Genomic DNA, 24,053 nt, shown 5'->3' with positions numbered 1-24,053 from the left:
TCTGCAAATATCAGTACAATTGTATTTTGCTAGCCCAACAGCGATTAAAAATCTGTGTATCCGCGTTTAAATCCGTGTTAGGTTCCCCAACCCTTCGTTATCATCTAGCAAACTCATGTCAATGGCAAATTCGATACCGCAAGTCAGCGTAATTATACCTGCATATAATGGCGATCGCTACATCGCACAAGCTGTAGAAAGCGTTTTGAGTCAAACCTATACAAACTGGGAAATTATCGTTGTAGACGACGGTTCTAGCGATCGCACCCATCAAGTATTGCAGCCTTATACGGACAGAATTCGCTACTTTTATCAAGAAAATCAAGGAGTAGCAGCCGCTCGCAACCGAGGAATTCAGGAATCCCAAGGTGAATTAATTGCTTTTTTAGATCAAGATGACTTCTTTTTGCCAGATAAGTTGGCAGCACAAGTAGCGCTGTTTCGCTCCTCAGATTCATTAGGAATTGTCAATAGCGGCTGGCGTTTAGTTAACGAGCAAGGAAAGACAATTTCTGATATCAAATGTTGGGAATATTTACCCAAATTAGACTTGGAAGCATGGATAGTACAGATGCCCGTACTTCCCAGCGCTATGATGTTTTCACGAAAGTGGCTAGAACTTGTAGGGGGATTTAACTCTGAGTTTGATTCTGTAGATGATGCGGATTTAATATTACGTTTAGCTCTCTTAGGCTGCGAAGCTGCTTGGCTACCACAAATCACAGTCTGTTATCGCCAGCATGACAAAAATGTGTCAATTCAAAAATCTCTCAAACAAGCAAATCTGTTTATTAAATTAAAACAGAATTTATTCAGCCAACCCGATTTGCCACAGCACATCCGCGAGTTAGAAAATCCTGCTTTCTACGAAGCACTGACATGGATGGCATGGCACTTGTACTATACTGGCTATCCGGTGGCAGCGGTTGAGTATTACCAAAAATCTTTCCCTTATACTCCTTACTCTGCTATAAAAACCGTAATAGATTGGATAAATCGTCTGGGTGCTATTGCTAAAGCTTACGGATTTCCCCTAACTATGCAATCTTTAAGAAACTTACCAGAATGGCAACAGTTAATGTCTAACATACTTCCCAAAAAAGCATTACGAGTCAGCGTAATTATCCCGACATACAACTGCGAACGCTACATTGTTAGAGCCGTAGAAAGTGCGATCGACCAAACTTACCCAGGCTGGGAAATTATTGTCGTAGATGACGGCTCTACCGACAACACTCGCCAAATTTTAGAGCCTTACTGCGATGTAATTCAGTACGTTTATCAAGAAAATCAAGGCTCAGCAATAGCTCGGAATCGCGGCTGCGAACTAGCCAAAGGCGAATTTTTAGCTTTTCTCGACAGCGCCGACTTCTTCCTAGCCGAAAAACTAGAAAAACAAATTGCTCGCTTTGACGCTGACCCCAGATTAGATTTGGTGCAGACAGGTTGGCTTATAGTTGATAAAAAGGACGAAAGCATCTATGGAGTAATGCCTTGGGAAGAAGCACCCAAGTTAGATTTAGAAACCTTAGTTTTGAACAAATCAGTGCGTCCCAGCGCCATGATGCTGCGGCGAGAGTGGTGGGAACGCTTGGGGGGTTTTGAACCTCGTTTTGCGCCACTTGAAGATTTAGATTTTGTCTTACGTTTAGCTTTAAAAGGCGGCAAGTCAGTTTGGTTAGAAGAGATATTAACCTGCTACCGCCAGCACGACAGCAATTTCATATCCGGCGGCTCCAAAGTAATGAAAAATATGGAAATTGTGATGGAGCAATTTTTCGCGCGGCTAGACTTACCTCAGCACATCCGCGACTTGAAACGCGAGGAACGTTACAAGTGTTTAGTATGGATAGCGTGGCGGATGTACCGCGATGGATGTTTGGCAGAGATGGTCGAGTGTTTGGAGAAGTCTCTTCATTACACTCCTTTTAGAGGTACGGAAACAGTTTTTAAATGGTTGGAAAATTTTAGCTATTATTCGCAAAAAAATGGAGACATCTTTGATGTTTATGCCTTAACTAATTTAAAAGAATGGCAAGACATCGTAGTATTAGCCGTTAACAATTCTTATCAATTCCAACCTGAACATAGTTCGATTAGTCAACCGCAAAAACCCCGCGTTCTCCTGTACGCAGAAGACCACGGAGTGGGAGGTTTAGCTCAGTTCAATCACTCGCTGATGTGTAAATTAGTAGCCGACGGCTACCAAGTTATTAGCGTTCAAACTAAAGCTTCAAACCCTTTAATTGTCGAACAAAAAAAGTTAGGCATAGAACATATTTGGCTGGAGTTTGACACGATCAAAGAGTTTTTGCGAGTTACTTACAATTTAGGGGATGCTGAAAAAATTTACGCGCAGGCTCAACCGAATTTAATTGTATTTAGTGACGGCTCACCGATGGCCAATTTTGCGGCAAAACAAGTTGCGATTAAGCAGAACATACCGTACATAGTTACTCTCGGTTATATTGGTCGCAATTATGAAACTTTCGATCGGGGCGATCAAATTCCCTATTTTGATGCAGTCTCCTATCAGTACGATTTAGCCAAAGCAGTAGTAGCAGTTTCACAGGAAAATTTCAACTTGTTCAAACGAATTTTTAAAGTGCCTCTAAAACGAGGGAAAGTTATTTATTATGGCAGGCCGAACAGTTATTTTGAACCCCCAAATCTTTCAACCCGCCAACGCCTGCGCCAAGAAGAAGGAATCCCCGAAGAAGCTGTCGTTTGTTTCACGGCGGCGAGACTGACTCCAATTAAAGGATATCAGTATCAATTGCAGGCGATCGCCCAACTGAAAAATCGTCCAGTTTGGCCGCAGCTATACTTTGTGTGGGCAGGTCCCGGTTCTACCACTCACGACGATATGGAGTCTGAATTGAGAGCAACTGCGAGCCAATTAGGAGTCACCGAACAGGTTAAATTCCTAGGTCAGCGATGGGATATTGCCGATTGGTTAGACGCCAGCGACATCTTTATTTTATCTTCCGAAGCAGAGGGAATGCCGCTAGCAGTGATGGAAGCAATGGCGAAAGGATTACCCGTAATTGCCACAGCAGTCAGCGGCATTCCCGAAGAGTTGGGAGATACTGGAAAGTTGATAGCCGATCCTAAAATTGACCCGCAAAAAACAGCACAAGACTTAGCTACAACAGTAGAACTATGGGCGGAAAATCCCGAATTGCGGAGGCTGGCAGGACAAGCTTGCAAACTGCGGGCTGAAGAATTATTCAAAGAAGAACGGATGCTTTTGGAATACGCAGAGGTTATCGAACAAGCCTTATCCGCTAGCAGCAATCAACAAGAAAAATCATCTATCGCCCCCAAAGTCCAAAAGCAGATCCTGCAAGTTGACAGTATGCTCAATTACTACTATTTAGTATGGAAGGCATGGGAAGCTTGCGAACGCGGGGATGTGCCCGGGATGGTAGAGAATTTGCAGTCATCTTGGAAATGTACGCCACTGTTGACAACCGAAACCATCTTGAGCTGGATCGCAAGTTTTGCTGTGTTCTCTTCACAAAAAGGGGTTAAACTCGATACTTACTCGCTAATTCATTCCGAAGCGTGGCAACAATTGATAGAATCAATACAGGGTTTTGAAGTTGCCTTGTCTGTTGGTTAGGACTTTGGATGACAGAATGCGATTTCGCATCGGAATGGCATTCTTAACATCAAAAGAATAACACCGATATATCCGATTTATGTAAGGGCGGTGCGGTTCGCCCAACTTTCACGTCGAAGCCCCCGTGTCCGCCCTTATTGGTTTCTAAATGCCCTAACAGTTTTAGTTAAAAACTCACCCCATACAATATGCAATTCACCTTCAAGTTCAAACCTATTAATAAACTGCTGCCAATTTGCTTAGCGGCGGTAACTGTCCTGTTAATAACATATTTGGGACAGCAACCAACTGTTGCCCAACTGCGATCGAACGTAACAGTAGATTTTGGAGTACCAGCCACCGGAACAATTTCCATGAGTGGTATGCTGCACGGAATAGACCCCAGCCAGCCGCCGGATAACTCAATCAAACCCTTGCAGCCGAAACTTTGGCGGGTCGGGAGACTCGATATTTACGATCGCGTCATCGCCAACGGAGCTGAGTTTCAACTGGTAGTCAGCGACTTGTGGGGCTACGGTAGCAATCCCAAAGGCTGGCCCTATCAAAATTACCCCGCGTGGGAAGCCTTCATCCGACAGTTAGCCCAGCAAAATAAAGGCAAGAAAATTATTTGGGATATCTGGAACGAACCCGATTTAAAAAATCCGTTTTGGAAGGGAAGCCAAGAACAATTCTTTGAAACTTACAAAAGGGCTTACAAAATTTTGCGGGAAGAATTGGGGCCGTCAGCTATGATTGGCGGGCCGAGTATCAGCAGTTACAACAAAGAATATCTCGCTGACTTTTTGGATTTCTGCAAAGCGAACAAACTGGAAGTAAATTTTTTAGCTTGGCACGAACTCAACGATAGCAAGATTTTATTTGTGGACGATCATGTCATTGATGCTAAACGCAATTTTCAGCAAAGTCCTTCTTACAAAGAACTGAAGTTGCAAAAAATTTACGTCAACGAGATTGTCGGGGAATTAGCGCAGTATCAGCCGGGGGAAATTTTAGGTTATTTCTATCAGTTGGAATACGCAAAAGCCGACGGTGCTTGCAGAGCTTGTTGGAATACAGCAGGAGCTAGAAAAGTTAGCAATTGCTTCAACAATACGCTGACTGGGATGGTCACGCCTAATACTTTTGAGCCGAGAGCAGCTTGGTGGACTTACAAAGCTTATGCCGACGGAGTTAATTCGCGGGTGCTGAGTCGGTCAGATAACGATCGCCTTGTCGCTTTAGCCAGCAAGTCAAATCCAGAAGGTAAAGCACAGATACTTTTAGGTTATTTCGACCGCAATTATTCCTTAGCAACAACGGTAACATTAAACCTCGGAAATTTGGAGCAGCTAGGTATTCAAAAAGGTCAGAAAATCACTCTAAAGTTAGAAAAAATTCCCAACAATCAAGAAGGGTCGGTGCAGAAGCTTGTCACGGTTAAAGAAGAAAACTTGTCGGTGGGTAGCGGCAGCTTGGCTTATGTTATCCCTAATTTCAACGTCCACGAAGGCTACTTATTGACTGTTAGCAAGTGATATAGTTTTTGGTTGCACCGGAATTATATATAGGACACGGCAGTGCCGTGTCCTTACCGCAATTAATTGTAGGGACACGGCAGTGCCGTGTCCTTACAAATATATAGCCGTGTTCATACAAATATATAGAATTTAGCTGGGATTTTTCAAAGATTCTTGCACGGCTTCCAACCATTCTCTGACGGTTTGATTTTCTGAATTAGGGTCGTAGTAACACCCTAATTCATCGAGGATGAATGTTTCTAAATCGGCTGGGGCGATCGGCATTTTTAGCAGTTTGTCGAGTTCTTGCGATGCAGCTTCAACACTTGCGCGCGATTCGCTATTGCGGTAATCTTCAACTACATCACTGGGACTGTTAGCTTCTAGCGGCCAGTCTTGGTGAAAGTAGGAACTGAAAAATTGGGTTAAATGAGGAAATTGATTTATCATTCGGGATAGGCTGTGAGAATAAAGTATCCGGGAGGTAATTTGGCGCTGCGCTGGAGGACGATTTTCAGGCGAGATGCTGAAGTTGCTTTGGATGCGCGGCGACGCAGAGTAATGCCAATTCTTCTGTTGGCGTTGTAGTCGATCGTATAACGATTACCTCGACTTTTCACCCAAGAGTCGATCGCATTTTGATTTCTGTTCATTGCTTCTCCAATGGCCGCTTCGGCGACGGAACGGTCAGTAAAGGAAGATGCGGCAGAAATTCTCGTTTCGCTTGCGAGTCGCTGTGCTAGTTGTGCTTCTGTTTTCCCAACGTGTCTCTCTAAAGTGTGCCCTCCTGCTGATTCGTGAAAGTCTAATCCACCGCCCGGTATGTTGGGAACAAAAGCTACGGTGGCTTGTGGTATGGTTGAGATTTCCGGTGCAACAACCGTGGCGTAAACACCAGGTATTGCCGATTGGAATAATATAATTATTGAGGCGATCGCACAGAGGATACCTAAAAACTTTTTTAGGCTATCGAGTTGATTTTTCATTGCTGTTGAATCTCTTTCTTAGATTTAGTATAAATGATTGCTGTTTTTTTTGTCTCTTTTAGAATCTACCATTCGTAAGTTATAAATTGGGCGCAGCATTCAAATATACGGTGCGCACCGAACACCCTACGATTATTTATAAGAGTTCGTGATTTTTGTGGTTTACAAAGCTTTACTGATTATGAGAAAATATTAATAATTCTTTGAAAAAATCACTAATGATTGATGATAAATTAATTTATCATCTTTAAAACTGTGAAAAAATGCAAGTAGTTATCCTAGCCGGCGGTCTCGGTACTCGTCTCAGAGAAGAAACAGAATTTCGTCCCAAACCCTTAGTTGATGTGGGGGGGCATCCAATTATTTGGCACATCATGAAAATCTATGCCCACTACGGTTTCCAAAACTTTATTGTGTGCTTGGGCTATCGCGGCAACATGATTAAAGAATATTTCCTCAATTATGAAGCCATGAACAATGACTTTACTATCTGCTTAGGCCGCAAAAATACCATCACTTATCACGAGGAACATCTCGAACAAGATTTTAATGTTACTCTGGCTGAAACTGGCGCGGCAAGCCTGACGGGAGGGCGGGTAAAACGGATAGAAAAATATATCGATCGCGATAATTTCATGGTGACATACGGTGATGGAGTAGCTGATGTCAATATTGACGCCTTAGTCGATTTTCACAAGTCTCACGGTAAGCTGGCAACAGTCACTACATTTCGCCCGATCTCTCGCTTTGGAATTTTGGATGTAGACAGCGATAGCCGGGTAGTACAATTTTCTGAGAAACCTCAAATCGACGGCTGGATTAGTGTTGGATATATGATATTTAACCGCCGGGTATTTGAGTATTTGGGGGGAGATGATTGTATTTTAGAACAAGAGCCGATGCAGCGTTTGGCCGCAGAGGGACAGTTGATGGCTTACCGTCATGAGGGCTTCTTCTTTGCGATGGATACTTATCGAGAATACAAGTATTTAAACGAACTTTGGGATGAAGGGAAGGCTCCTTGGAAAGTTTGGAAATGAGTTATTTTTGGGGCGGGATATTCTGCCCGCCCCACAGAAGTTTGAATAAAATCACTCTAAAATAACCTCATAAGTTTGGTGATTTGTAGATTTTTACTGAGGACTCCTACAACTCGTAAAAAATGGTTTATCTACCTATTGGTAAGCAATAAAAGTTGCCGAAATAATAGTTAAAATTAATATAAAATAATTATATAAAATGGATTGCCAAGATATTCTTAACAGCACAGAAATTTACCTACAAAAGTGTGTTGCACCCCAGGCGGAAATTATCGACAGCGACTCGGATGCGCTGAAAACAGCAGTTGCTGGATTGGAAGATCGATCGCTCTTAGCATTGCGAGTTCCCCAAAAATGGGGCGGGGCTGAAATTGCACCGGAGATTTTTTACCAATATCAGGAATTGACGGCTCGATATTCCGGCGCTTTGTCTTTCCTGCAAACTCAGCACCACAGCGCAACTGCCATGCTTGCCAACAGCGACAATGAAATGCTAAAAAGCAGATACTTGCCGGCGATCGCCCAAAAAGAGTTACGCTTGGGTGTTGGGTTTTCGCATTTGAGGCGATCGGGCCATCCTGCCGTCACCGCCACTCTCGCAAAAGATGGCTATTTACTGTCAGGAAAAGTTCCTTGGGTAACAGGTTTTGGATTGTTTCAAAAGTTTATTGTAGCTGCGGTACTTCCTGACGAGCGCGCTGTTTTCGGTTTGCTACCTTTTGTTAATATTGAACGCGAAAATAGTAAAATAACATTCAGCGACATCATGCAGTTAATCGCCATGAACTCGACTAATACTGTGACAGCAACTCTCGATCATTGGTTGCTGCACGAATCGGAAATAATTTCGGTTAAACCTGTCGGGTGGATTTCGGAAAACGACAGCAAAAATATACTAAATTCTGTTCCGGGTACTTTTGGCTGTATTCGAGCGGGATTGGATGTAATTGCAGCAGCGGCGGCTGCTAAAAATTCACCTTTTATAGCGGCGGCTTGTCAAAAACTAGAGCAAAAGCTCGATCGGCTAAAAGAGAATTTCCAACAATCTCAACATAGCTCGAAAGCAGAACAATTAGCGCTGCGAGCTCAAGCCATTGACTTAGCGGTGCGCTGCGGGCACGCTGCGGTTGCAGTTTCTAGCGGTGCTGCTAACGGTATTGTGCACCCGGCCGGGAGAGTTTATCGAGAAGCTTTGGTATATACTGTTTCCGGGCAAACAAAGGATGTGATGGCAGCAACGCTCGATCGACTAAGCGAATTTTAGATTTTAGATTTTAGATTGAGAGCGCAGAAGGTCAAGAACTCAACTGTGTTTAATAAATAATAAATATATTTAACCTGATGACAAACAACTTTAAGTCAAATAACTTAAAAACGATCGCCTACAGCAAAATTGTAGACTTAAGCCATTCAATCCACCCAAATAGTCCCATATGGCCGGGCGATCCGGCGACAGAATTTGAAACAGTATCTCAAATAGAAAAACACGGCTATTTCCTGCGAAAATTCTCAATGGGAGAACACAGCGGCACTCACATCAACGCACCCAACAGCTTTTATGCAGGAGCCGCGAGCATTGATAGTTATGCGCCGCAGTCGCTAGTTTCCCCTGCAATTGCGATCGACATCCGTGAGCAAAGTCTTGCCAATCCCGATTACACTTTAACAATTGATGATATATTGACTTGGGAACGGCAGCACAAACTTATAGAACCGGGAAATGTAGTTTTATTGTATACTGGCTGGCAAGAAAAATGGGATGACGAGCGAGCATTTTTCAACCGAGACGATCGCGGAATTTGCCACTTTCCCGGATTTGGCAAAGCAGCCACTCAATTTTTGCTAGAAGAACGCTCGATCGCCGGAGTGGGAACCGACACTCACGGAGTAGATACCGGGCGAGATGAAAGTTTTGCCGTTAATAAACTGGTATTGGAAAAGCAGCTAATAGTTCTGGAAAATCTGACTAATCTCGACTTTTTACCTAACGCTGAAATCACTTTAGTTATCGGAATATTGCGCCTTTTGGGAGGTTCGGGCTCGCCTGTGTCGGTGTTAGCTTTTGTTGCTTGATGCGGTAAAATAGGAGTGAGAAAAGTGTAGCAAAAATAATAAGATTAATGACAGAACTGCCCAAGGATCTCAACGAGGCGATCGCCCAATCCCGCATTGCAACCGCCGCCGCCCTCTCGGACGGCAAAACTCTACTGCAAGTCGAATTAGTATTTCCAGAAATCGCCCTGCAAGCACAGTCTATCACCCTACAATTCCTCCCAGAATTTGAGGAAATCTACCCCGGAGTCAAAGTCTTTTTTCCCGACACCGGTGCTGCCGCCCTCGCGCGCCGCGACTGGGGAGAAACACCGTTTAAAATCACTGATTTGGGCAGCAGCCGCACGGCTGTTGAAGAGAAAATAGCACCGGAAGACGAACTGTTCCTGCTGGTGAACCCGGCGGCTGTAGAAGTGGCCCAAGTCGAAAAACTCTACATAGCTGCGGCCGGTCGCCCAGTTATTTTACTCAATCCGCGCCTCGAAGATGTTGCCACCATAGGTATAGGCTATGCGGGCCGCCAACTGCGCGATCGATTCCTCAGCAAAATCGAATCCTGCTACTACATCAGACCCCTAGACACTGCGGCTTTATTCCGCTGCTACCCCCAATCCTGGCAAGTCTGGCTGGAAACAAACGACGAATACGAACTAATTTCTGAAACCGCCCAAAAACCTGTGGGAGACGATTTAGAGCGGATTTTAGCCGCTTATCTCCCAAGCGCCGATCCTGACTCCACCACACCTGCAAAACCTGTAAAAAAGAAAGGTTTTTTGGCAGAGCTCCAGACATTCCTCAAAGCTTTGACTCAGTGACAGCAGTTAAAGCTCGATCGTATTGTAGGGTGCGTCAGCTAGGATTATTTTCGACTTAATCGATCGGCTAATCGCTGACGCACCCTACAGCCTGCAATAACTCAAAGCTTTGGCTCAGTAACAGCAGTTGCAGAAGCACAACTAACAGCTTGCCTGTGTTTCTCTCACTAGCTACGCAAACAGATACTGGCGATCTTTACACGACATTTATACAAAGCAGTATAATGGGTGACACCCCTCCACCGTAAAAGAGGGGAGGCAAATAGCAGCAAAATCAGATGCTATAAGCTAGAGATTTGGCTTTTGATTCAGGGAAGCGGATAAACACAATGGAGCACCGGCGCATTGTTATCGGGGACGTACACGGGCATTACGACGGCTTAATGACCCTGCTAGAGGCACTTGCCCCCGGCTCGGACGATCGCGTCTATTTTTTGGGAGACTTAATCGATCGCGGCCCCAAAAGCGCTCAGGTATTAGATTTTGTCCAGCAAAGCCCCTACCAAACTCTGTTGGGCAACCACGAACAACTGATGCTGGAGGCTTTGTCGGGGGTGCCGATGGATATGCGAGCGTGGCAATCTTGGCTGTACAGCGGCGGCGATGCGACAGTAGCGAGCTACAGAGATACAGGGATGATGCCGTACAAACACTTAGAGTGGCTGCGATCGCTCCCCACCCACCTCGACTTAGGGGACATCTGGCTGGTTCACGCCGGCGTTGACCCCCATCTGCCCATTGACAAGCAGTCGATCGAACAACTCTGTTGGATTCGCAGAGAATTTCACACCATGTCGAAACCCTATTTTCCCAATAAATTAATTATCACCGGTCACACGATCACCTTTACCTTTGAGGGTGTCAGGCCAGGCGAATTAGTCAGGGGCGAAGGGTGGTTGGATATTGACACGGGTGCTTATCATCAGAAAAGTGGCTGGCTGACAGGATTTGACCTCAGCTACCGCAGAGTTTATCAAGTAAATGTCTTTAACAATCAAGTCCGAATTTTGCCGTTTGACGAAGTTGTCAGACAATTGAAGCCGAAGCAGATTGCACCCCCGGAACCTGCGATCGATCCTGTTGTTCAACAGCAGTATTAAATCAATGTGTAGTTGTAGGGTGCGTCAGTTTAAGTTCGATCGATTAAATCCAAATTGACCCGATCGCTGACGCGCCCTACGAACTATATTGATGTTTTAACGAACCGCGAAGACGCGAAGATGATCGAGTAAGATCGGTCATCCCAATCTAAAATCTCAAATCGGAAATTGTATGACCTTTTGCTACGAACCCAAAAGCCTGCGGATTTCTAACCTGTAATCCTCATTATTCAAACCTTCACCGCTAGCGAGCTCCGGGTCTATCGCCTGCGAGATAGCAGCAATGCGATCGGCAGTAGCCGGGTGAGTGCTCAAAATGCTAGGAGGAGAAGGCTTGTTGAGCAACTTTTTCATAAAATCAACCATCCCAGATTGAGCGTAGCCCGCTCGCCCCATAGTTTGCAATCCCAACTGATCGGCTTCATACTCAGCTTGGCGGCTGTGGGGGCGCCGCAAAGCCAACTCCACCCCAATCTGAACCGCCTGAGATCGATCGAGCCCAGTCGCCGAAGCTACACCAGAAGCGATCGCCATTTGACGCATTTGTTGAATTGCGTGGCGAGCACTAATGTGAGCGATTTCGTGGGCGATCACACTTGCCAATTCGGCCTCATTGTCCGCCGCCGCCATCAAACCTTTATTCACATAAACAAAACCGCCCATTGTTGCAAAAGCATTAATATTGTCGTCATCAATCACTTGAAAAGTATAAGGAATATTCGGGCGAGTGCTTTCCTCGGCGAGTCGCTGACCGATGCGGTTGATATATAGTGTAGTGGCGCGATCGCGGTCAATATTAAACTCGCTGTTCGCCAACTGCTGATTAATTTGTCGGCCAATAGTCACCTCTTGGCTATCGGACATATTCGACAATTGGATAACTTGAATGCCCCGAAAAATCAGTTCAGGCAAAGAAAATGCTTGAGTCTGTTCCGGGGAAATCACCCAGATACCCGCAGCCACAATCAGCGACAGTAACAGATAAATCCCCCGGCCGCAGGTACGCCGGCAAGTCAACCAAAAACTTTTTAACATGATTGATACGTGGCAGAAGTTACGTAAAATTTTAGGAAAAACTCGAAAAGTCACTAAATAGGCAGACGCAATTTGACGCTGCTTAGTTGCTATTCTAGCTTTTTGCAAATTTTTAACTGCGCCGCCAGCCTCCGGGCGATCGACCACTGCCCAACCAACCGCCCTCAACTGCCTTTTGCCTTCTGCTTTAAGTGCCCAAGTCATGCGGATTTTGGGCGATCGTTGTGGTAATATCTTTTAGCTTCAGGACTTACGCATCAATAACGTATGTCATTGCGAGCCATAGCCAAGCAATCACAGCATCTGTTTTTCATCGATGTCTGGGTAAGTCCTGAGCTTGTAAACATACTCCTGTCGCTATCAGTTAATTAAGCGATTTATGAAAATTTTGGATTCTCAAGGCCGACTGTTCGGCAAACTCAGCATCCTAGACGTAGGTGCCGCTCTGATCGTACTGCTCGTTGCAGTCGGAATCTTCTTCTTTCCCGGCACTTCTGGCGGTTCCGTCGCCCAAGTCGGCACCAGTGTCAAACCTGTAGAGATTGATGCAATTGCGATCGGTCTCAAAGGGACAAACGTTCAAGATTTGTTCAAAGCAGGCGATAAAATCAATGTGGTGATCCGCAATCAACCCTCCGGTCAGATTACCATCAAATCTGTCAAAACTCTCACCAGAACCCTCGCAGTTCCTCAGCCCAACGGCACTCTGAAAGCTCTCCCCGATCCCAGAGAAGAAGAAGCCTTCAGCAAAAATATGATGTTTACCTTAGAGGGAAAAGGTCAACTTACTGAAAATGGCCCGGTTTTAGGTAATACGAAAGTCAAAATTGGCACTACGCTAGAGCTTGAAGGCAACAAGTACATTTTCAACGCCAGCGTCATCGACGTGCGAGTCAAAGAATAGTCAGTCGATTTTAGATTTTAGATTTTAGATTTTAGATTTACTTCACAGATGAATCTGGGATCTCAAACTTTGGTCTAAAATTTTGGGATAAACCCTCAGTCGATTTTAGATTTTAGATTTTAGATTTTAGATTTACTTCACAGATGAATCTGGGATCTCAAACTTCGGTCTAAAATTTTGGGATAGACCCTCAGTCGATTTTAGATTTTAGATTTACTTCACAGATGAATCTGGGATCTCAAACTTTGGTCTAAAATTTTGGGATAAACCCTCAATAGCGTCGGGGGCTTGTGCCTGTTTTTGGGCGGGAGAATTGGGAATTAGGGATTGGCGATTGGGAATTGGGAATTAATCTTCCTTCTTCCCTCTGACTTCTTCCTTCTTGCCTCGAACGTCGAACCTCCATCCGTTAAATCCCGTACATTTCTCGTTGCCGAACCTGCATCCTTTAAATCCGTTACATAATCCGTTGCCGAACTTCTTCAGCCTTCCGAAAGCAATTTTAAATATTGCCGAATTAAGCCAATAGTCACAGCGGGAATTTCTAACTGCGGAGTCAAACCTACGTTTTCCAGAGATTGAAAAACTTTGATTGCTTCGGGGTTGAGGTTGGCTAACCGCTGGCCGATCTCGGGTCCGGTAAACTGCGATTTTTCTCCCCAAATAATCGCTGTCGGTGTTGTTAGCTGAGTGATGTACAGCGACAAATCAAAGCACAAATCTCCCCGCACAAAAGACAGGGCGGCATATTCTGCATTTGGTTCCAAAGCAGATTCGAGGTAAGCGTCTACAATTTCTTGGTAAACGCGACGGGAATCGGAAAATTGGCGCTGTTCTAGGAAGCTGCGGATGCCGCCGTCTGTGGCGATTCCCGTACTGTAGAGCAATTTGTCTAAAATTGGTGTGTTGACTAGCTTAGCGAAGAAACTGCTGCCGTAATCTTGTCCGAAGTCCGACAAACCGCTGGGTATCGTCAAAATTAGGGATTTGAAAAGATCCGGCCGCGCGATCGCAGCTCGAATCGCGATCGCCCCCGTCAGGGAAGAAGCGATCGCATCTGTCGGACTGTCACAAGTTTTTTCGATAAATTCGATCAAAGTTGTGATATAATCTTCAACTTGATAATTTCTCGCCGGATGTTCCGATCGCCCCCAACCGATTAAATCAGGTGCTAAAACTCGATATTCGGCCGCAAAAGCCGGATAAACTTTCGACCATTCGTAGGCACTCGACCCGCCCCCAAAACCGTGAAAAAATACTAAATTCGGTTTATTTTCCGAAGTTGAGGTCGGCAACCCGATCCAAGGCATTTTTTCAGCCGTGTAGTAAACCATTCTGCCGAGAGAAGTAACTATCGATCGCTGACCGAAGCCGAGGGGTACAAGCATAAATAAACCTCTATCACTGTTATATTTTAGATTTTTGTCCGCCGCCCCGTCTTTGTTTGAAAAAATGGCAAAGCTGGTGGCGTTTTTGTAAAGATTGAGTAATGATTTAAATCTATTTTAGTACAGGTGAAGCGTGAAACTACAGACAGCAAGTAAGTTTTGCGATTTGGGCAATTCGGCGGTGTAGTTATCCTCACCCTTGCAAACTACCGCCGATCGGAGATAATAGCAAAATGATGGGTAAGACCCCTCAAGGCAATAGAGTCTGTTCGCCAACCCGGAAAGCAGGCGCTCGGAAAGCAGGAGTATTAGAACTGGCTTTCAGGCAGGCGGAAGGTTAGCCGACGCTCGCCAATCACGAATAATTAATCACGATATTTTGCGGAGCAGTGGCTTTTGAGGTCGAAAGTCTTTGTTGGAGGGGGGCGATCGGGTTTCGATTCCTAATTGCAGGTTTAGCAATCACGGGCCTCGCCGTTATCACTTCCAAAACAGAAGAAACAACTAATCTCAGGGAGGTCTACAAAAAATGCAACTGCTCAGGAAACGGGATCGCGAGGGTTTTATGGTTGATGCGAAAAGTCTTCAATCTGACGGGTTTGCAGAATTTGATACAGCCTATCGAAGCATGGATTTAAACGGCAAAAAGTCTGTAGTCGCCACTCCAGAACGCTCAGGCGCAGGGTCAGAGGTGCGATCGCGCGCCACCACTGTACCGGCGATCGTCCGCCTAGCTTTAGAAGATTTGAAATGCTTTGAAGTAGTAGAGCACCAGTTTGCACATTGGGGGGTTACTTTTACCAATGCCGTCGCCATCCAACCTTCAAACCCAGCATTTTTCACTGGTTCTGGGACAACAGTGTTAATGGGAGCCCCAAAAAGCGGACTGATAGAAGTAACTTTTAAGCATCCAGTTCGCTGGGTGTCAGGACTTGTTACCAGTTCGCGGCGAACTGTTTTATCTGCTTGCGACATCGAAGGCAACCCAATTGTTCAGGATGAAATGCCGGCGCCCAATCTGGCCGGGTCTAATTCTCCGATCGCTCCTAGCGCTCCCCTGCGCGTAAAAGCTCCGAATATTCATCGAATTACTTTTTACGCTTTTGACGGTCAACTAGTAGTCGATGACTTGATTTTTGGATTTTAGAGCAAAGCCATAAGTAGCGTCCCAAGTCTGCAAACCTTCGAGAAGGGCATTGCGGACTAAAGCTTCTGGTTCCCGACTCAGCATCAGGCGAAAGCACTCGGCAGCGCGGGAACGGGCGATCGAACTTTTGACAGAGCTCCCAGGGCCAAACCCACCCTTATTCACCAAATCGGTCATTTGTCGCACTGCAATCAAACGCTTCACGGGGTCAGGATCGGTCAAATCTGCCAGGATGCGATCGAGCGCCACTTCATCTTTTGAGGCGCCCAGACTCAGCGCTTGCCGCAGCAACAGCCCTGCAATCGCGATCGTGCCCAAGTTCTGCAAAATCAGGCTCAAAGCCATCCAGTGGCTCTCGGAGTCCGCCCAAATCGCCAAACTCATGTAAGCGCCTAAGGTTGCAATCCCGCCGGTGCCCACGGCTAAAACAAATCGGCGGTTCGGGCCCTCCCAAAATTGCTCGGCTTTCGATCGCAGCAATTGCCAGTCCCACGCCTGCCCTCGGTAAACAACCATCATCGCTGCTATCCCCAGGCCCGTGGAAAACAGTAACTGACTGTTCCACCACCCCCAAACTGCTGCCAGGGTGACAACTGCCAGCCAACCTTTCGATCGAGTCAAACCCTCTAGCAGCCACTTGAGAAAGGTAGTAGAAACCACAGGCGAGCGATTCCGGGAAGTTTTGCCATCTACCCTCCGGCGCTTTGTTGCCGCAGTCTGGCCTGTCGCTACTGGGGTTCCCGGCGGGCGATCGTCCGAACTAAATTCCCTCAAAGCTCGGGCTTCAGTCATTTCTAAGGACAGCTCTCTCGACGGGAGCCGATCGAGTTCCAAAGTGCGATCGGACACTTTCACTGGCGATCGATTCAGCTTGGTTGTAGTTTTTTTAACTTGATCCATACTGACTTTTTTGACAAATAACTTAAACTTATATCTGTTTCAATAAACTCTGCAACTGTCAGCCTGTTTCAAACCATTCCATAATCAGTCTTTACCGATCTAAAATCTAAAATGGTACGATCCAGGCTTTTTTACCACTGATTTAGATTCTCGGAAACCAAGAGTCTTAGACTCTATAATACCAGAAATTTAAACTCGTGGTGAGTGCGGCAACTTGGTAGAATTCCGATAAATCATTACCAAAGATAGAGTAATTGCAGATTGTTGAGAAAAGCACAACAGTTCAACAACGAATAATCTTTCTGAATCACTCTTGAGGCCCAAGGGCGATCGGAGTTGGGCTGAGGGCAAAAAACCGAAAAATTTTTAATTTCAGAAAATAGGGCTATTTTGGGTGATTGAATTCGTCCGCCGAGAAATGCGCGAGGAAAATTTAGGTTTTTGCCCGCAGCCCCGAACGATCGCTGTCCCCGGCTGTCAAATGATGCTCGGTTCACAGCTTGACCCCGCCCAAAAACGGATACAAGTTTCCGACACTCGCGGTGCAGAAGCAAAAATTTTAGACTCTCGTTCAAGTTCTCAGATTCATCTGTGGAGTAAATCTCAAATCTCAAATCGTTCGACTGATCGCGACTCGACGGCTCGACTCGGCTGAGCGCTCGCCGAAGTCTAAAATTAAAAATCGACTGAGGGTTAGCTGGACGGACAGCAGTCTCCGGGCAGGCAGAGAATCCAGACAGTATTGTTTGATAATTAATAGCAGGAGCATTCCTAAACTGCTAAGATTTTGGAATTAATGGGAGTTGAGTTAATTAAATCGGCTTCTTGTTAAAAGGAGTCCCCGATCCTCATAGGTAGGGGTTCGGTGGCGGGAGCATATCAAGTCCGGTAAATTAACCGTAATTATTTTAGGGGCCGTCCCGTCACGCCCGATCGGCAATATCAGCCAGATATCGGCGTCAACCCGCCCCGGCGTCTGGATATTATGGTCGATCGACCCGATTAGATAGCAGGAAGGGCATCATCCGGGTTCAAACCCGTGAAGCAGCAGCGCCAACAATCTACCGCGCGATCCTGTTCGGCAAGTGCGGAGGCTGGAAAAACAGCGGCTTTTGACCAAACTCAGGCACAACTTCTGCCCCAAACTGTGTCTGCGGAGGTTAGGCTAGTGAAGAGAAGAAAAGAAAACTTACGATCGAGACTTGATTAGTCTACCTTGTAATTTCTTGCTCAGTTGTCAAGCCCAACAGTTTTGCATTCTCTGGCAAGCGAGACTCTTGGCACTTCCAAACAAGTGCGTTTCTCGACCGTCAAAGAGCTTGGGTTTGATGGTAAAGCCCCTACCAGTATGTAAACACCTTACCGATGGCTCGCCGGAACAATCTTGCAGGAAAACCCATATCTAGTATGCAAAATCAATTCACGGTTCACTTCTGGGGCGTTAGAGGTAGCATAGCCTCTCCTGGGGCTGAAACAGTACGTTACGGGGGTAACACGCCCTGTATAGAAATGCGAGTGGGTGAAAGTCGCCTAATTTTCGATGGCGGTACAGGATTGCGGGTTTTGGGACAAACTCTCCTGTCCCAGATGCCCGTAGAAGCTCATATGTTTTTTACTCACTCTCACTGGGATCACATTCAAGGATTCCCATTTTTTGTCCCAGCTTTTATTAAGGGCAATTGTTTTCATATCTATGGGGCAGTTGCTCCTTCTCCTAATAACGCTACTATCCAGCAGCGGCTCCACGACCAAATGCTCCACCCGAATTTTCCGGTGCCCCTGCAAATTATGGGGGCAGACCTGAAATTTAACGATATAGAAGTGGGCCAACCGCTGGAAATCGGAGATATTAAGGTGGAAACTGCTTTGTTGAACCATCCCGGGGAAGCTGTAGGCTACCGCGTAAACTGGCGGGGGTATTCGGCTGCTTACGTGACTGATACCGAACATTTGCCCGACCGTTTGGACGAAAATGTGGTGTATTTGGCCCGCGATGCTGAGGTGCTGATCTACGACGCTACTTATACCGATGAGGAGTATTATTCGGAGAAGAGCAGCAAGGTCGGCTGGGGACATTCGACTTGGCAGGAAGCGGTGAAGGTGGCAAAGGCTGCTAATGTCAAAAAGTTGGTGATTTTTCACCACGACCCGCTGCACAATGACGAGTTTTTAGACAGGGTGGGAGAACAAGTGGCTCAAAGGTTCCCCAACAGTTTGATGGCGCGGGAAGGTTTGTCGTTACAGTTGCTGCCTCCGGATCGCGATTTGTCTGAAGAGTCGGTGCAAGCGCCTAAAGTGCCTGTCTGATGGATTTGAGATTGCCAGATGGTTCTGAAATCTTGAGGTCGGAAATCTCAAATTTAAGTTATGGCTGACCTCAAAGACGCATACAAGCCTCCGACTGCTGTTGTGGAAAACCAAAAAGTTGAGACCAAAGTTCAATCTCCCAGATTGCATCTGTGGAGTCAATCTAAAATCTAAAATCTAAAATCTAAAATCGACTGGCGATCGCAATCTGGCTAAGTATGTCAAAATATTAAGCGTGTGGGTAACTTCTTCTTGTACGGCTGTTCTGACTCCAACTTCTGTTGCCTTGGGAAACTTTGACGGTTTGCACCTAGGGCATCGACAAGTCGTGCAGCCAATAATTTTAAATCGATCTGCTGGGCAAAATTCTGCGACGGTTTCTGAGACGGGGCAAAACTGGCGCTCAAACGCTGGCAGAGATAAAAATTTGGACAGCGAACCTCCGGCGACCTGCGAGAATGACTCAGCAGCACCGCTCGATCGAGCCGACAAGCACCATAATTTCGAGGGTTTGATAGGCCCCAGGGCAGAGGGCAACAGCCTCTCTGGTCGCGATGATGATGGGGTCGATCGACTTTACAGCACTGTGGTGACCTTCGATCCCCACCCGCAAGAATTTTTTACGGGTCAACCGAAAAAACTGCTGACGCCTCTGGCAGAAAAGGTAGAATTGCTCGCAGCAATGGGCGTTGAGCAACTTGTGCTGCTGCCGTTCGATCGAGAATTGGCTGCTTTGACTGCTTGTGAGTTTGTCGAGGAAATTCTGGTGCGACAACTAAAAGCGAGTCGAATTAGTGTGGGGGTTGATTTTCGGTTTGGACGGGGACGCGCTGGGACGGCTGTGGGTTTGCAGTCGATCGCCTCGGGTTACGGTATTGATGTTGCTCTTGTACCCCTGCACAATTGCGGTGAGGGCGATCGGATCAGCAGTTCTGCAATCCGCGAAGGTCTGGCATCCGGCGACCTCACAAGAGCGAATCAGTTGCTGGGGCGACCTTACAGTTTAGTCGGGACTGTGGTTGGCGGACAGCGGCTGGGCAGGACGATCGGATTTCCTACGGCTAATCTCGAACTGCCGCCGGAAAAATTTTTGCCGCGTTTTGGCGTGTACGCGGTGCGGGTCTCGCTGAAGCATGGATGGGAAAAGATGAAAGGGGAAAGTTCTTCCTATCAGCGGGAAAATCCCAAATCTCTAATTCCCGACCATGCATCAAATTTATCTTTTGTCAATGGGGTGATGAATGTTGGTTGCCGCCCGACTGTAGACGGTCTGCAACCCACTGTGGAAGTTCACCTGTTAGATTGGTCTGGGGATTTGTACGGTAAAACCTTGAGCGCGAGTTTGGTAGAGTTTTTGCGGCCCGAACAAAAATTCGCTTCTCTGGATGCTCTCAAAACTCAAATTCAGGCAGATTGCGATATTGCTAGAAGCCTCTTAACTGCTAAAGTCTAATAATTATGTGATCTAGAACGGGCGATCGGTTTTAAAAATGGTGCAAGATGAGTCAGACTAAATTCTAGTTGGACAAATCGGAAGTCCGCAAGGCAAAGACTTAAGATTTGAGCAATTTGATGTTCGATCAACAATTAGCAATTAGCAATTAGCAATCAGGGATATGAGACAACATATTGAGCGGCTCAAACAAAATCTAGGCAAGACTATTGTTGGCAAAGCTGATGCTATTCGCTTGGTGCTGGTAGCCGTGCTTTCGGGTGGGCACGCGCTGCTGGAAGATGTGCCGGGTGTGGGAAAAACTCTGCTGGCGAAGTCTTTGGCGCGATCGATCGATGGGAAATTTCAGCGGATTCAGTGCACTCCCGATTTGTTACCGACGGATATCACCGGTACTAATATTTGGAATCCGCGCAGCGGAGAGTTTGAGTTTTTGCCCGGGCCAGTTTTTGCTAATGTTTTGCTTGCCGATGAAATCAATCGGGCGACGCCGCGAACTCAGTCAGCTTTGCTGGAGGTGATGGAAGAAAAGCAGGTGACGGTAGATGGAGTTTCTCGGAATGTTCCCGCGCCGTTTTTTGTGATTGCGACTCAGAACCCGATCGAATATCAAGGCACTTTTCCGCTGCCGGAAGCGCAAATGGATCGGTTTACTTTGTCTTTGACTTTGGGCTATCCCGCTGCGTTAGAAGAGTTGCAAATGTTGGAACGGCTTTCTGATAGTTTTGCTGTTGAAGATTTGCAGCCTTGTATTTCTTTGGAAGAAGTGCAGGAATTGCGCCGTTTGTGCGCTGCTGTGAAGGTGGAAGGCTCTTTGAAACAGTATATTGTAGATTTGGTGCGATCGACCCGGGAAGATGAGGAGATTACTCTGGGGGTGAGTCCCCGGGGTGCGGTGGCTTTGCACCGGGCGTCCCAGGCTTTGGCGTTTATGGAGGGCCGGGATTATGGGACTCCTGATGATGTGAAATATTTGGCACCGCACGTACTGTCTCACCGATTGATTCCGGCGGGGGGAAGGAGGGCTAAGGCGATTGTTGACAAGTTGTTGCGGTCTGTTCCTATTCCTTAAAAAGTTTGTAAGTAGGTTGCTTTAATTAAAGGAACAGGCAAGATGCCTGTTCCACAAACAATTAATTTTCCTGTGGGGTGGGCAGAATATCCCGCCCTTGAAAGACTTATTAATAATGGTGCAAAATGTCAGTTAATCAATAGGTTTTGCACCATTCTCAAGCACTCTCAAACAGCGCCACTAATTTCTTTGCCTCTAAATCAACATTGTGTTGTTGAGCAACCCGTTGTGCTCCTGTTTTCCCCATTTGTTCTAGTTTTTCTACAGGTGCTTCCAATACCGCGCGCATCGCTACCGCTAATGCTTCTGCGGAACCGGGAGGAACTAACCAACCGCAAACACCGGGTTCTACGAGCTCCGGGATGCCAGCAACATAAGTGCTAATTACGGGCCGATTGAGAGCGAGGGCTTCCATAATTACGACGGGCAAACCTTCAGCAAAACTCGGCAATACCATTGCCCGCGAAGCTAAAATTTCTTGCTGAACTCGATCGCCACTGGCCCAGCCGGTAATTTCTATATGATTTTGCAGGCCGAGTTGCAGAATCTGCTGTTCAATATCCGATCGCAGCGGCCCGTCTCCTACGAGTACCAACTTAAACTCTAAGCCTTGAACTGCTAGCAAGTTAGCAGCTTCTAGCAATAACAAATGCCCTTTTTGTTCGCTGAGCCGGCCAATGCAAGCTAAGCGGGGTGCTGCGGGTATGGGGACGTAGGGTGCAGCTAAAAATGCAGCATCTACGCCGCAGTGTATAACGTGAATTTTTGACCAAAAAGTGCGATCGCACCACCGAAAAAGCTGACTTTTACCGAAGGAACTAACCGCTGCTACAAAGGTCGATCGTTTAATTTTTTCGTCTAAGGAAAGAAGTGTGGCTTTATCAAATTCTTCAGGGCCGTGAACGGTGAAACTGTAAGTCGGGCCGCCAAGCACGCGGCACAGCATAGCGACTGTTGTCGAATTTGTCCCGAAGTGAGCGTGAACGTGTGCTGTACCCGATTCTGCAAACCAATTTAAAAGAATGCAAGCTTCTGCTAAATAAGCTAGATGCAGCAAAATCCCCCGTTCCGAGTGCCAGCCAACTTTGAACATTAACCGCACAGCTTCGATGAATCGAATCGGTCTAGTTGCGGCAACGCGCAGCAAAGCCGACGCTAACCCCTTTACACCAACTCCTAAAATTACTTTAGTCAATTCTTGCTCTAGTTTGTCGGCCCCATCAACGAGTTCTGACTCGCAGGATCGGATCGAAAAACGTGCGACTTTCATGCCGCAATTTTCAACGGCTAGCACTTCTCTGCGGACAAAGCTGTGGCTGACTTTGGGATATTGGTTGACTAAATAAGCGATGTTCATGAACGGGGAGAAAATTTTATGGTAAAACTTAAGATAATTTTAGCCTCGAATTGATAAAAGTCAAGTCATTCGCTTTTAGATTAGAGACTGTATATTTGCTCACTCTTGATAAATCTGTACAAGAGGATTAACAGTTTAAACTGTGATATTTATTCTTTATATTACACTTTGAACACGCTCCATCTCGGCAGTTTTGTTATTCAGATAATTTTACTTTTCTGATGCTGCTATCTTCCTTAAGGTCTAAAATTTCAACCTTAACCATTTGTTTTTCAGAAAGGGATTGTGCTTTTTTCGGTTTTTTTTCAGTTAGCCTGATAGTTCCCAGAATTTCATATGTCACCTTGTTTCCTTTTACAGCAGTAACTTTGGCTTCGACAATTTGACCGATTGCAAACTCATGACTGCCGATCGCCTTAGCAATTTCAACTTGTCTCGCTGACTCTACAACTGGGGTGACAACTTCTCCAATAGGCCCCGCTTCTTTGTAGTAACGCATCAAACGAGATGCCCAACCTAAAATTTGCAGCAAAGTGCTAGCATCCCCTTGAAATCCTTTGAGACAATCGCTACAAGCTTTGTCGATGCTGCGGTAATAATCTGTGGTTTTGCTACTGTGTCCGATTTGTCTGCCATTACCGACTAGGGTTTTAAGATACTTGAAAAACCTGGAATTGGCATCAGCTTGATTTTGATTAACTGCATTGCGGAGATAGGCGATCGCCTTTCCCAATTCATTTACATCGGTTTGTTCTTTAACTAAAGTTTGAGCGATCGCGTGGGCAATTCCCCACTGGTTTTCTGTCAAAGATTCGGTCACTAATTCAGTATTAGACATCTTTAATACATTCCTGTTGGAGGTTCGCGTTCGGTCGGATATTTCAACACTTCAGCTAGTTGTTGCAATTGAGTTGCTTGCACTAAGCTAGAATGAGCAGCTTGAATATTTTTTTGCATAAATTGTTGCAATTTTGTGCCAGTCATGCTGTCAGATTCAGGAGGATTGTAGGAGGAATAGCGATCGCGCAAATCTCCCTTGTTCTGCAACACCCTTGCCGCTGTGACTTCCACAGTCATTGTTCCCATGCCGATCGGCTTCCCGCCGCCTACCTTGAGGGCGATCGGATACTTTGGATCTTGGCCCAACACAATCAAAAGCGTTCCTAACTCTGCTGCTGTTAAGTTTTTGAATTGTATCTGTGTTTTGAAAGTATACTCTTTAGCCGCTTGCTGAACGGTAATTCCTCGATCTTGACCTTTGTCGATAGCCCGAATTGTGTGATATAGCAATCCTAAATCATTATCAAGACTATGATACAATTATATGCAATACTTGATTGTGACAATAAAAAATGAATAACTTACAACTGCAA

21 protein-coding genes are annotated in these 24,053 nt (G+C 46.0%); 13 read left to right on the top strand and 8 right to left on the bottom strand.

The features are described 5' to 3' along the window. The first annotated feature begins 115 nt into the window (after nt 1-115). Together E5S67_RS14470 and E5S67_RS14465 are read left to right on the top strand one after the other, a co-directional pair. Nucleotides 116-3,625: a glycosyltransferase gene (locus tag E5S67_RS14470; protein ID WP_172188308.1), complete on the top strand. Its 3,510-nt coding sequence runs from the start codon at nt 116-118 to the stop codon at nt 3,623-3,625. 188 nt (nt 3,626-3,813) lie between these two features. Beyond that, nucleotides 3,814-5,142: a GH39 family glycosyl hydrolase gene (locus E5S67_RS14465; RefSeq protein WP_172188306.1), complete on the top strand. Its 1,329-nt coding sequence runs from the start codon at nt 3,814-3,816 to the stop codon at nt 5,140-5,142. Between the two features lie 132 nt (nt 5,143-5,274). Here E5S67_RS14465 and E5S67_RS14460 read toward each other — a convergent pair whose 3' ends face one another. Then, nucleotides 5,275-5,574, bottom strand: a complete 300-nt coding sequence (locus E5S67_RS14460) for a contact-dependent growth inhibition system immunity protein (protein ID WP_172188304.1) — start codon at nt 5,572-5,574, stop codon at nt 5,275-5,277. Continuing rightward, nucleotides 5,571-6,110 (bottom strand): RNase A-like domain-containing protein, encoded by a 540-nt coding sequence (locus E5S67_RS14455; protein WP_172188302.1) that lies wholly within the window; start codon nt 6,108-6,110, stop codon nt 5,571-5,573. The genes E5S67_RS14460 and E5S67_RS14455 overlap by 4 nt, the downstream gene beginning before the upstream one ends. A 263-nt stretch (nt 6,111-6,373) precedes the next feature. On the opposite strand from E5S67_RS14455, the gene rfbF reads away from it, so the two are divergent. The 5 genes from rfbF to E5S67_RS14430 all read left to right on the top strand — a co-directional run bounded on the left by rfbF (nt 6,374) and on the right by E5S67_RS14430 (nt 11,117). Continuing rightward, on the top strand, nt 6,374-7,150 hold the full coding sequence (gene rfbF / locus E5S67_RS14450) for a glucose-1-phosphate cytidylyltransferase (protein ID WP_172188300.1): 777 nt from the start codon (nt 6,374-6,376) through the stop codon (nt 7,148-7,150). A 199-nt stretch (nt 7,151-7,349) separates the two neighbouring features. Further along, a complete protein-coding gene (locus tag E5S67_RS14445) occupies nt 7,350-8,414 on the top strand; it encodes an acyl-CoA dehydrogenase family protein (RefSeq protein ID WP_172188298.1) in 1,065 nt (354 codons plus the stop codon). A 77-nt stretch (nt 8,415-8,491) separates the two neighbouring features. Beyond that, complete coding sequence (locus E5S67_RS14440; RefSeq protein WP_172188296.1) at nt 8,492-9,223, top strand: cyclase family protein; 732 nt, start codon at nt 8,492-8,494, stop codon at nt 9,221-9,223. A gap of 47 nt (nt 9,224-9,270) precedes the next feature. After that, the gene (locus E5S67_RS14435) at nt 9,271-10,017 is read left to right on the top strand and encodes a DUF1995 family protein (protein ID WP_172188294.1); all 747 of its coding nucleotides are present in this window, start codon (nt 9,271-9,273) and stop codon (nt 10,015-10,017) included. A gap of 329 nt (nt 10,018-10,346) precedes the next feature. Then, nucleotides 10,347-11,117 carry a metallophosphoesterase family protein gene (locus tag E5S67_RS14430; RefSeq protein WP_172188292.1) on the top strand — a complete coding sequence of 257 codons (771 nt, stop codon included), beginning with the start codon at nt 10,347-10,349 and terminating at the stop codon, nt 11,115-11,117. Between the two features lie 183 nt (nt 11,118-11,300). On the opposite strand, the gene E5S67_RS14425 is transcribed toward E5S67_RS14430, so the two are convergent. Continuing rightward, a complete protein-coding gene (locus E5S67_RS14425; RefSeq protein WP_172188342.1) occupies nt 11,301-12,152 on the bottom strand; it encodes a M48 family metallopeptidase in 852 nt (283 codons plus the stop codon). Nucleotides 12,153-12,531: 379 nt separating this feature from the next. Here E5S67_RS14425 and E5S67_RS14420 point away from each other — a divergent pair, with 379 nt between their 5' ends. Beyond that, complete coding sequence (locus E5S67_RS14420) at nt 12,532-13,056, top strand: DUF4330 domain-containing protein (protein ID WP_172188290.1); 525 nt, start codon at nt 12,532-12,534, stop codon at nt 13,054-13,056. 482 nt (nt 13,057-13,538) lie between these two features. On the opposite strand, the gene E5S67_RS14415 is transcribed toward E5S67_RS14420, so the two are convergent. Further along, entirely contained in the window at nt 13,539-14,444 is a 906-nt protein-coding gene (locus tag E5S67_RS14415) for an alpha/beta fold hydrolase (protein WP_172188288.1), read from the bottom strand. 529 nt (nt 14,445-14,973) lie between these two features. Between E5S67_RS14415 and E5S67_RS14410 the strand changes: the two genes are divergently transcribed. Further along, complete coding sequence (locus E5S67_RS14410; RefSeq protein ID WP_172188286.1) at nt 14,974-15,591, top strand: hypothetical protein; 618 nt, start codon at nt 14,974-14,976, stop codon at nt 15,589-15,591. Here E5S67_RS14410 and E5S67_RS14405 read toward each other — a convergent pair. Then, a complete protein-coding gene (locus E5S67_RS14405) occupies nt 15,559-16,491 on the bottom strand; it encodes a hypothetical protein (RefSeq protein ID WP_172188284.1) in 933 nt (310 codons plus the stop codon). The genes E5S67_RS14410 and E5S67_RS14405 overlap by 33 nt on opposite strands. Before the next feature lie 394 nt (nt 16,492-16,885). Here E5S67_RS14405 and E5S67_RS14400 point away from each other — a divergent pair, with 394 nt between their 5' ends. The 4 genes from E5S67_RS14400 to E5S67_RS14385 all read left to right on the top strand — a co-directional run bounded on the left by E5S67_RS14400 (nt 16,886) and on the right by E5S67_RS14385 (nt 21,323). Continuing rightward, the gene (locus E5S67_RS14400) at nt 16,886-17,146 is read left to right on the top strand and encodes a hypothetical protein (protein ID WP_172188282.1); all 261 of its coding nucleotides are present in this window, start codon (nt 16,886-16,888) and stop codon (nt 17,144-17,146) included. A 743-nt stretch (nt 17,147-17,889) separates the two neighbouring features. Beyond that, nucleotides 17,890-18,798, top strand: coding sequence for an MBL fold metallo-hydrolase (locus E5S67_RS14395; protein ID WP_172188340.1), 909 nt, complete (start codon nt 17,890-17,892; stop codon nt 18,796-18,798). Between the two features lie 235 nt (nt 18,799-19,033). Further along, entirely contained in the window at nt 19,034-20,251 is a 1,218-nt protein-coding gene (locus tag E5S67_RS14390) for a bifunctional riboflavin kinase/FAD synthetase (protein WP_172188280.1), read from the top strand. A gap of 163 nt (nt 20,252-20,414) precedes the next feature. Beyond that, complete coding sequence (locus E5S67_RS14385) at nt 20,415-21,323, top strand: AAA family ATPase (RefSeq protein WP_172188278.1); 909 nt, start codon at nt 20,415-20,417, stop codon at nt 21,321-21,323. A 157-nt stretch (nt 21,324-21,480) separates the two neighbouring features. On the opposite strand, the gene E5S67_RS14380 is transcribed toward E5S67_RS14385, so the two are convergent. The 3 genes from E5S67_RS14380 to E5S67_RS14370 all read right to left on the bottom strand — a co-directional run bounded on the left by E5S67_RS14380 (nt 21,481) and on the right by E5S67_RS14370 (nt 24,000). Continuing rightward, nucleotides 21,481-22,680 carry a glycosyltransferase gene (locus tag E5S67_RS14380; RefSeq protein WP_172188276.1) on the bottom strand — a complete coding sequence of 400 codons (1,200 nt, stop codon included), beginning with the start codon at nt 22,678-22,680 and terminating at the stop codon, nt 21,481-21,483. A gap of 196 nt (nt 22,681-22,876) precedes the next feature. Continuing rightward, nucleotides 22,877-23,518: a hypothetical protein gene (locus E5S67_RS14375; RefSeq protein ID WP_172188275.1), complete on the bottom strand. Its 642-nt coding sequence runs from the start codon at nt 23,516-23,518 to the stop codon at nt 22,877-22,879. A 2-nt stretch (nt 23,519-23,520) separates the two neighbouring features. Continuing rightward, nucleotides 23,521-24,000 (bottom strand): hypothetical protein, encoded by a 480-nt coding sequence (locus tag E5S67_RS14370; protein WP_246276790.1) that lies wholly within the window; start codon nt 23,998-24,000, stop codon nt 23,521-23,523. Nucleotides 24,001-24,053 lie beyond the last annotated feature (53 nt).

It is taken from the genome of Microcoleus asticus IPMA8 (assembly GCF_013179805.1).
Taxonomy (GTDB): domain Bacteria; phylum Cyanobacteriota; class Cyanobacteriia; order Cyanobacteriales; family Microcoleaceae; genus Microcoleus; species Microcoleus asticus.
This window is presented reverse-complemented; position numbering and strand designations above follow the sequence as displayed.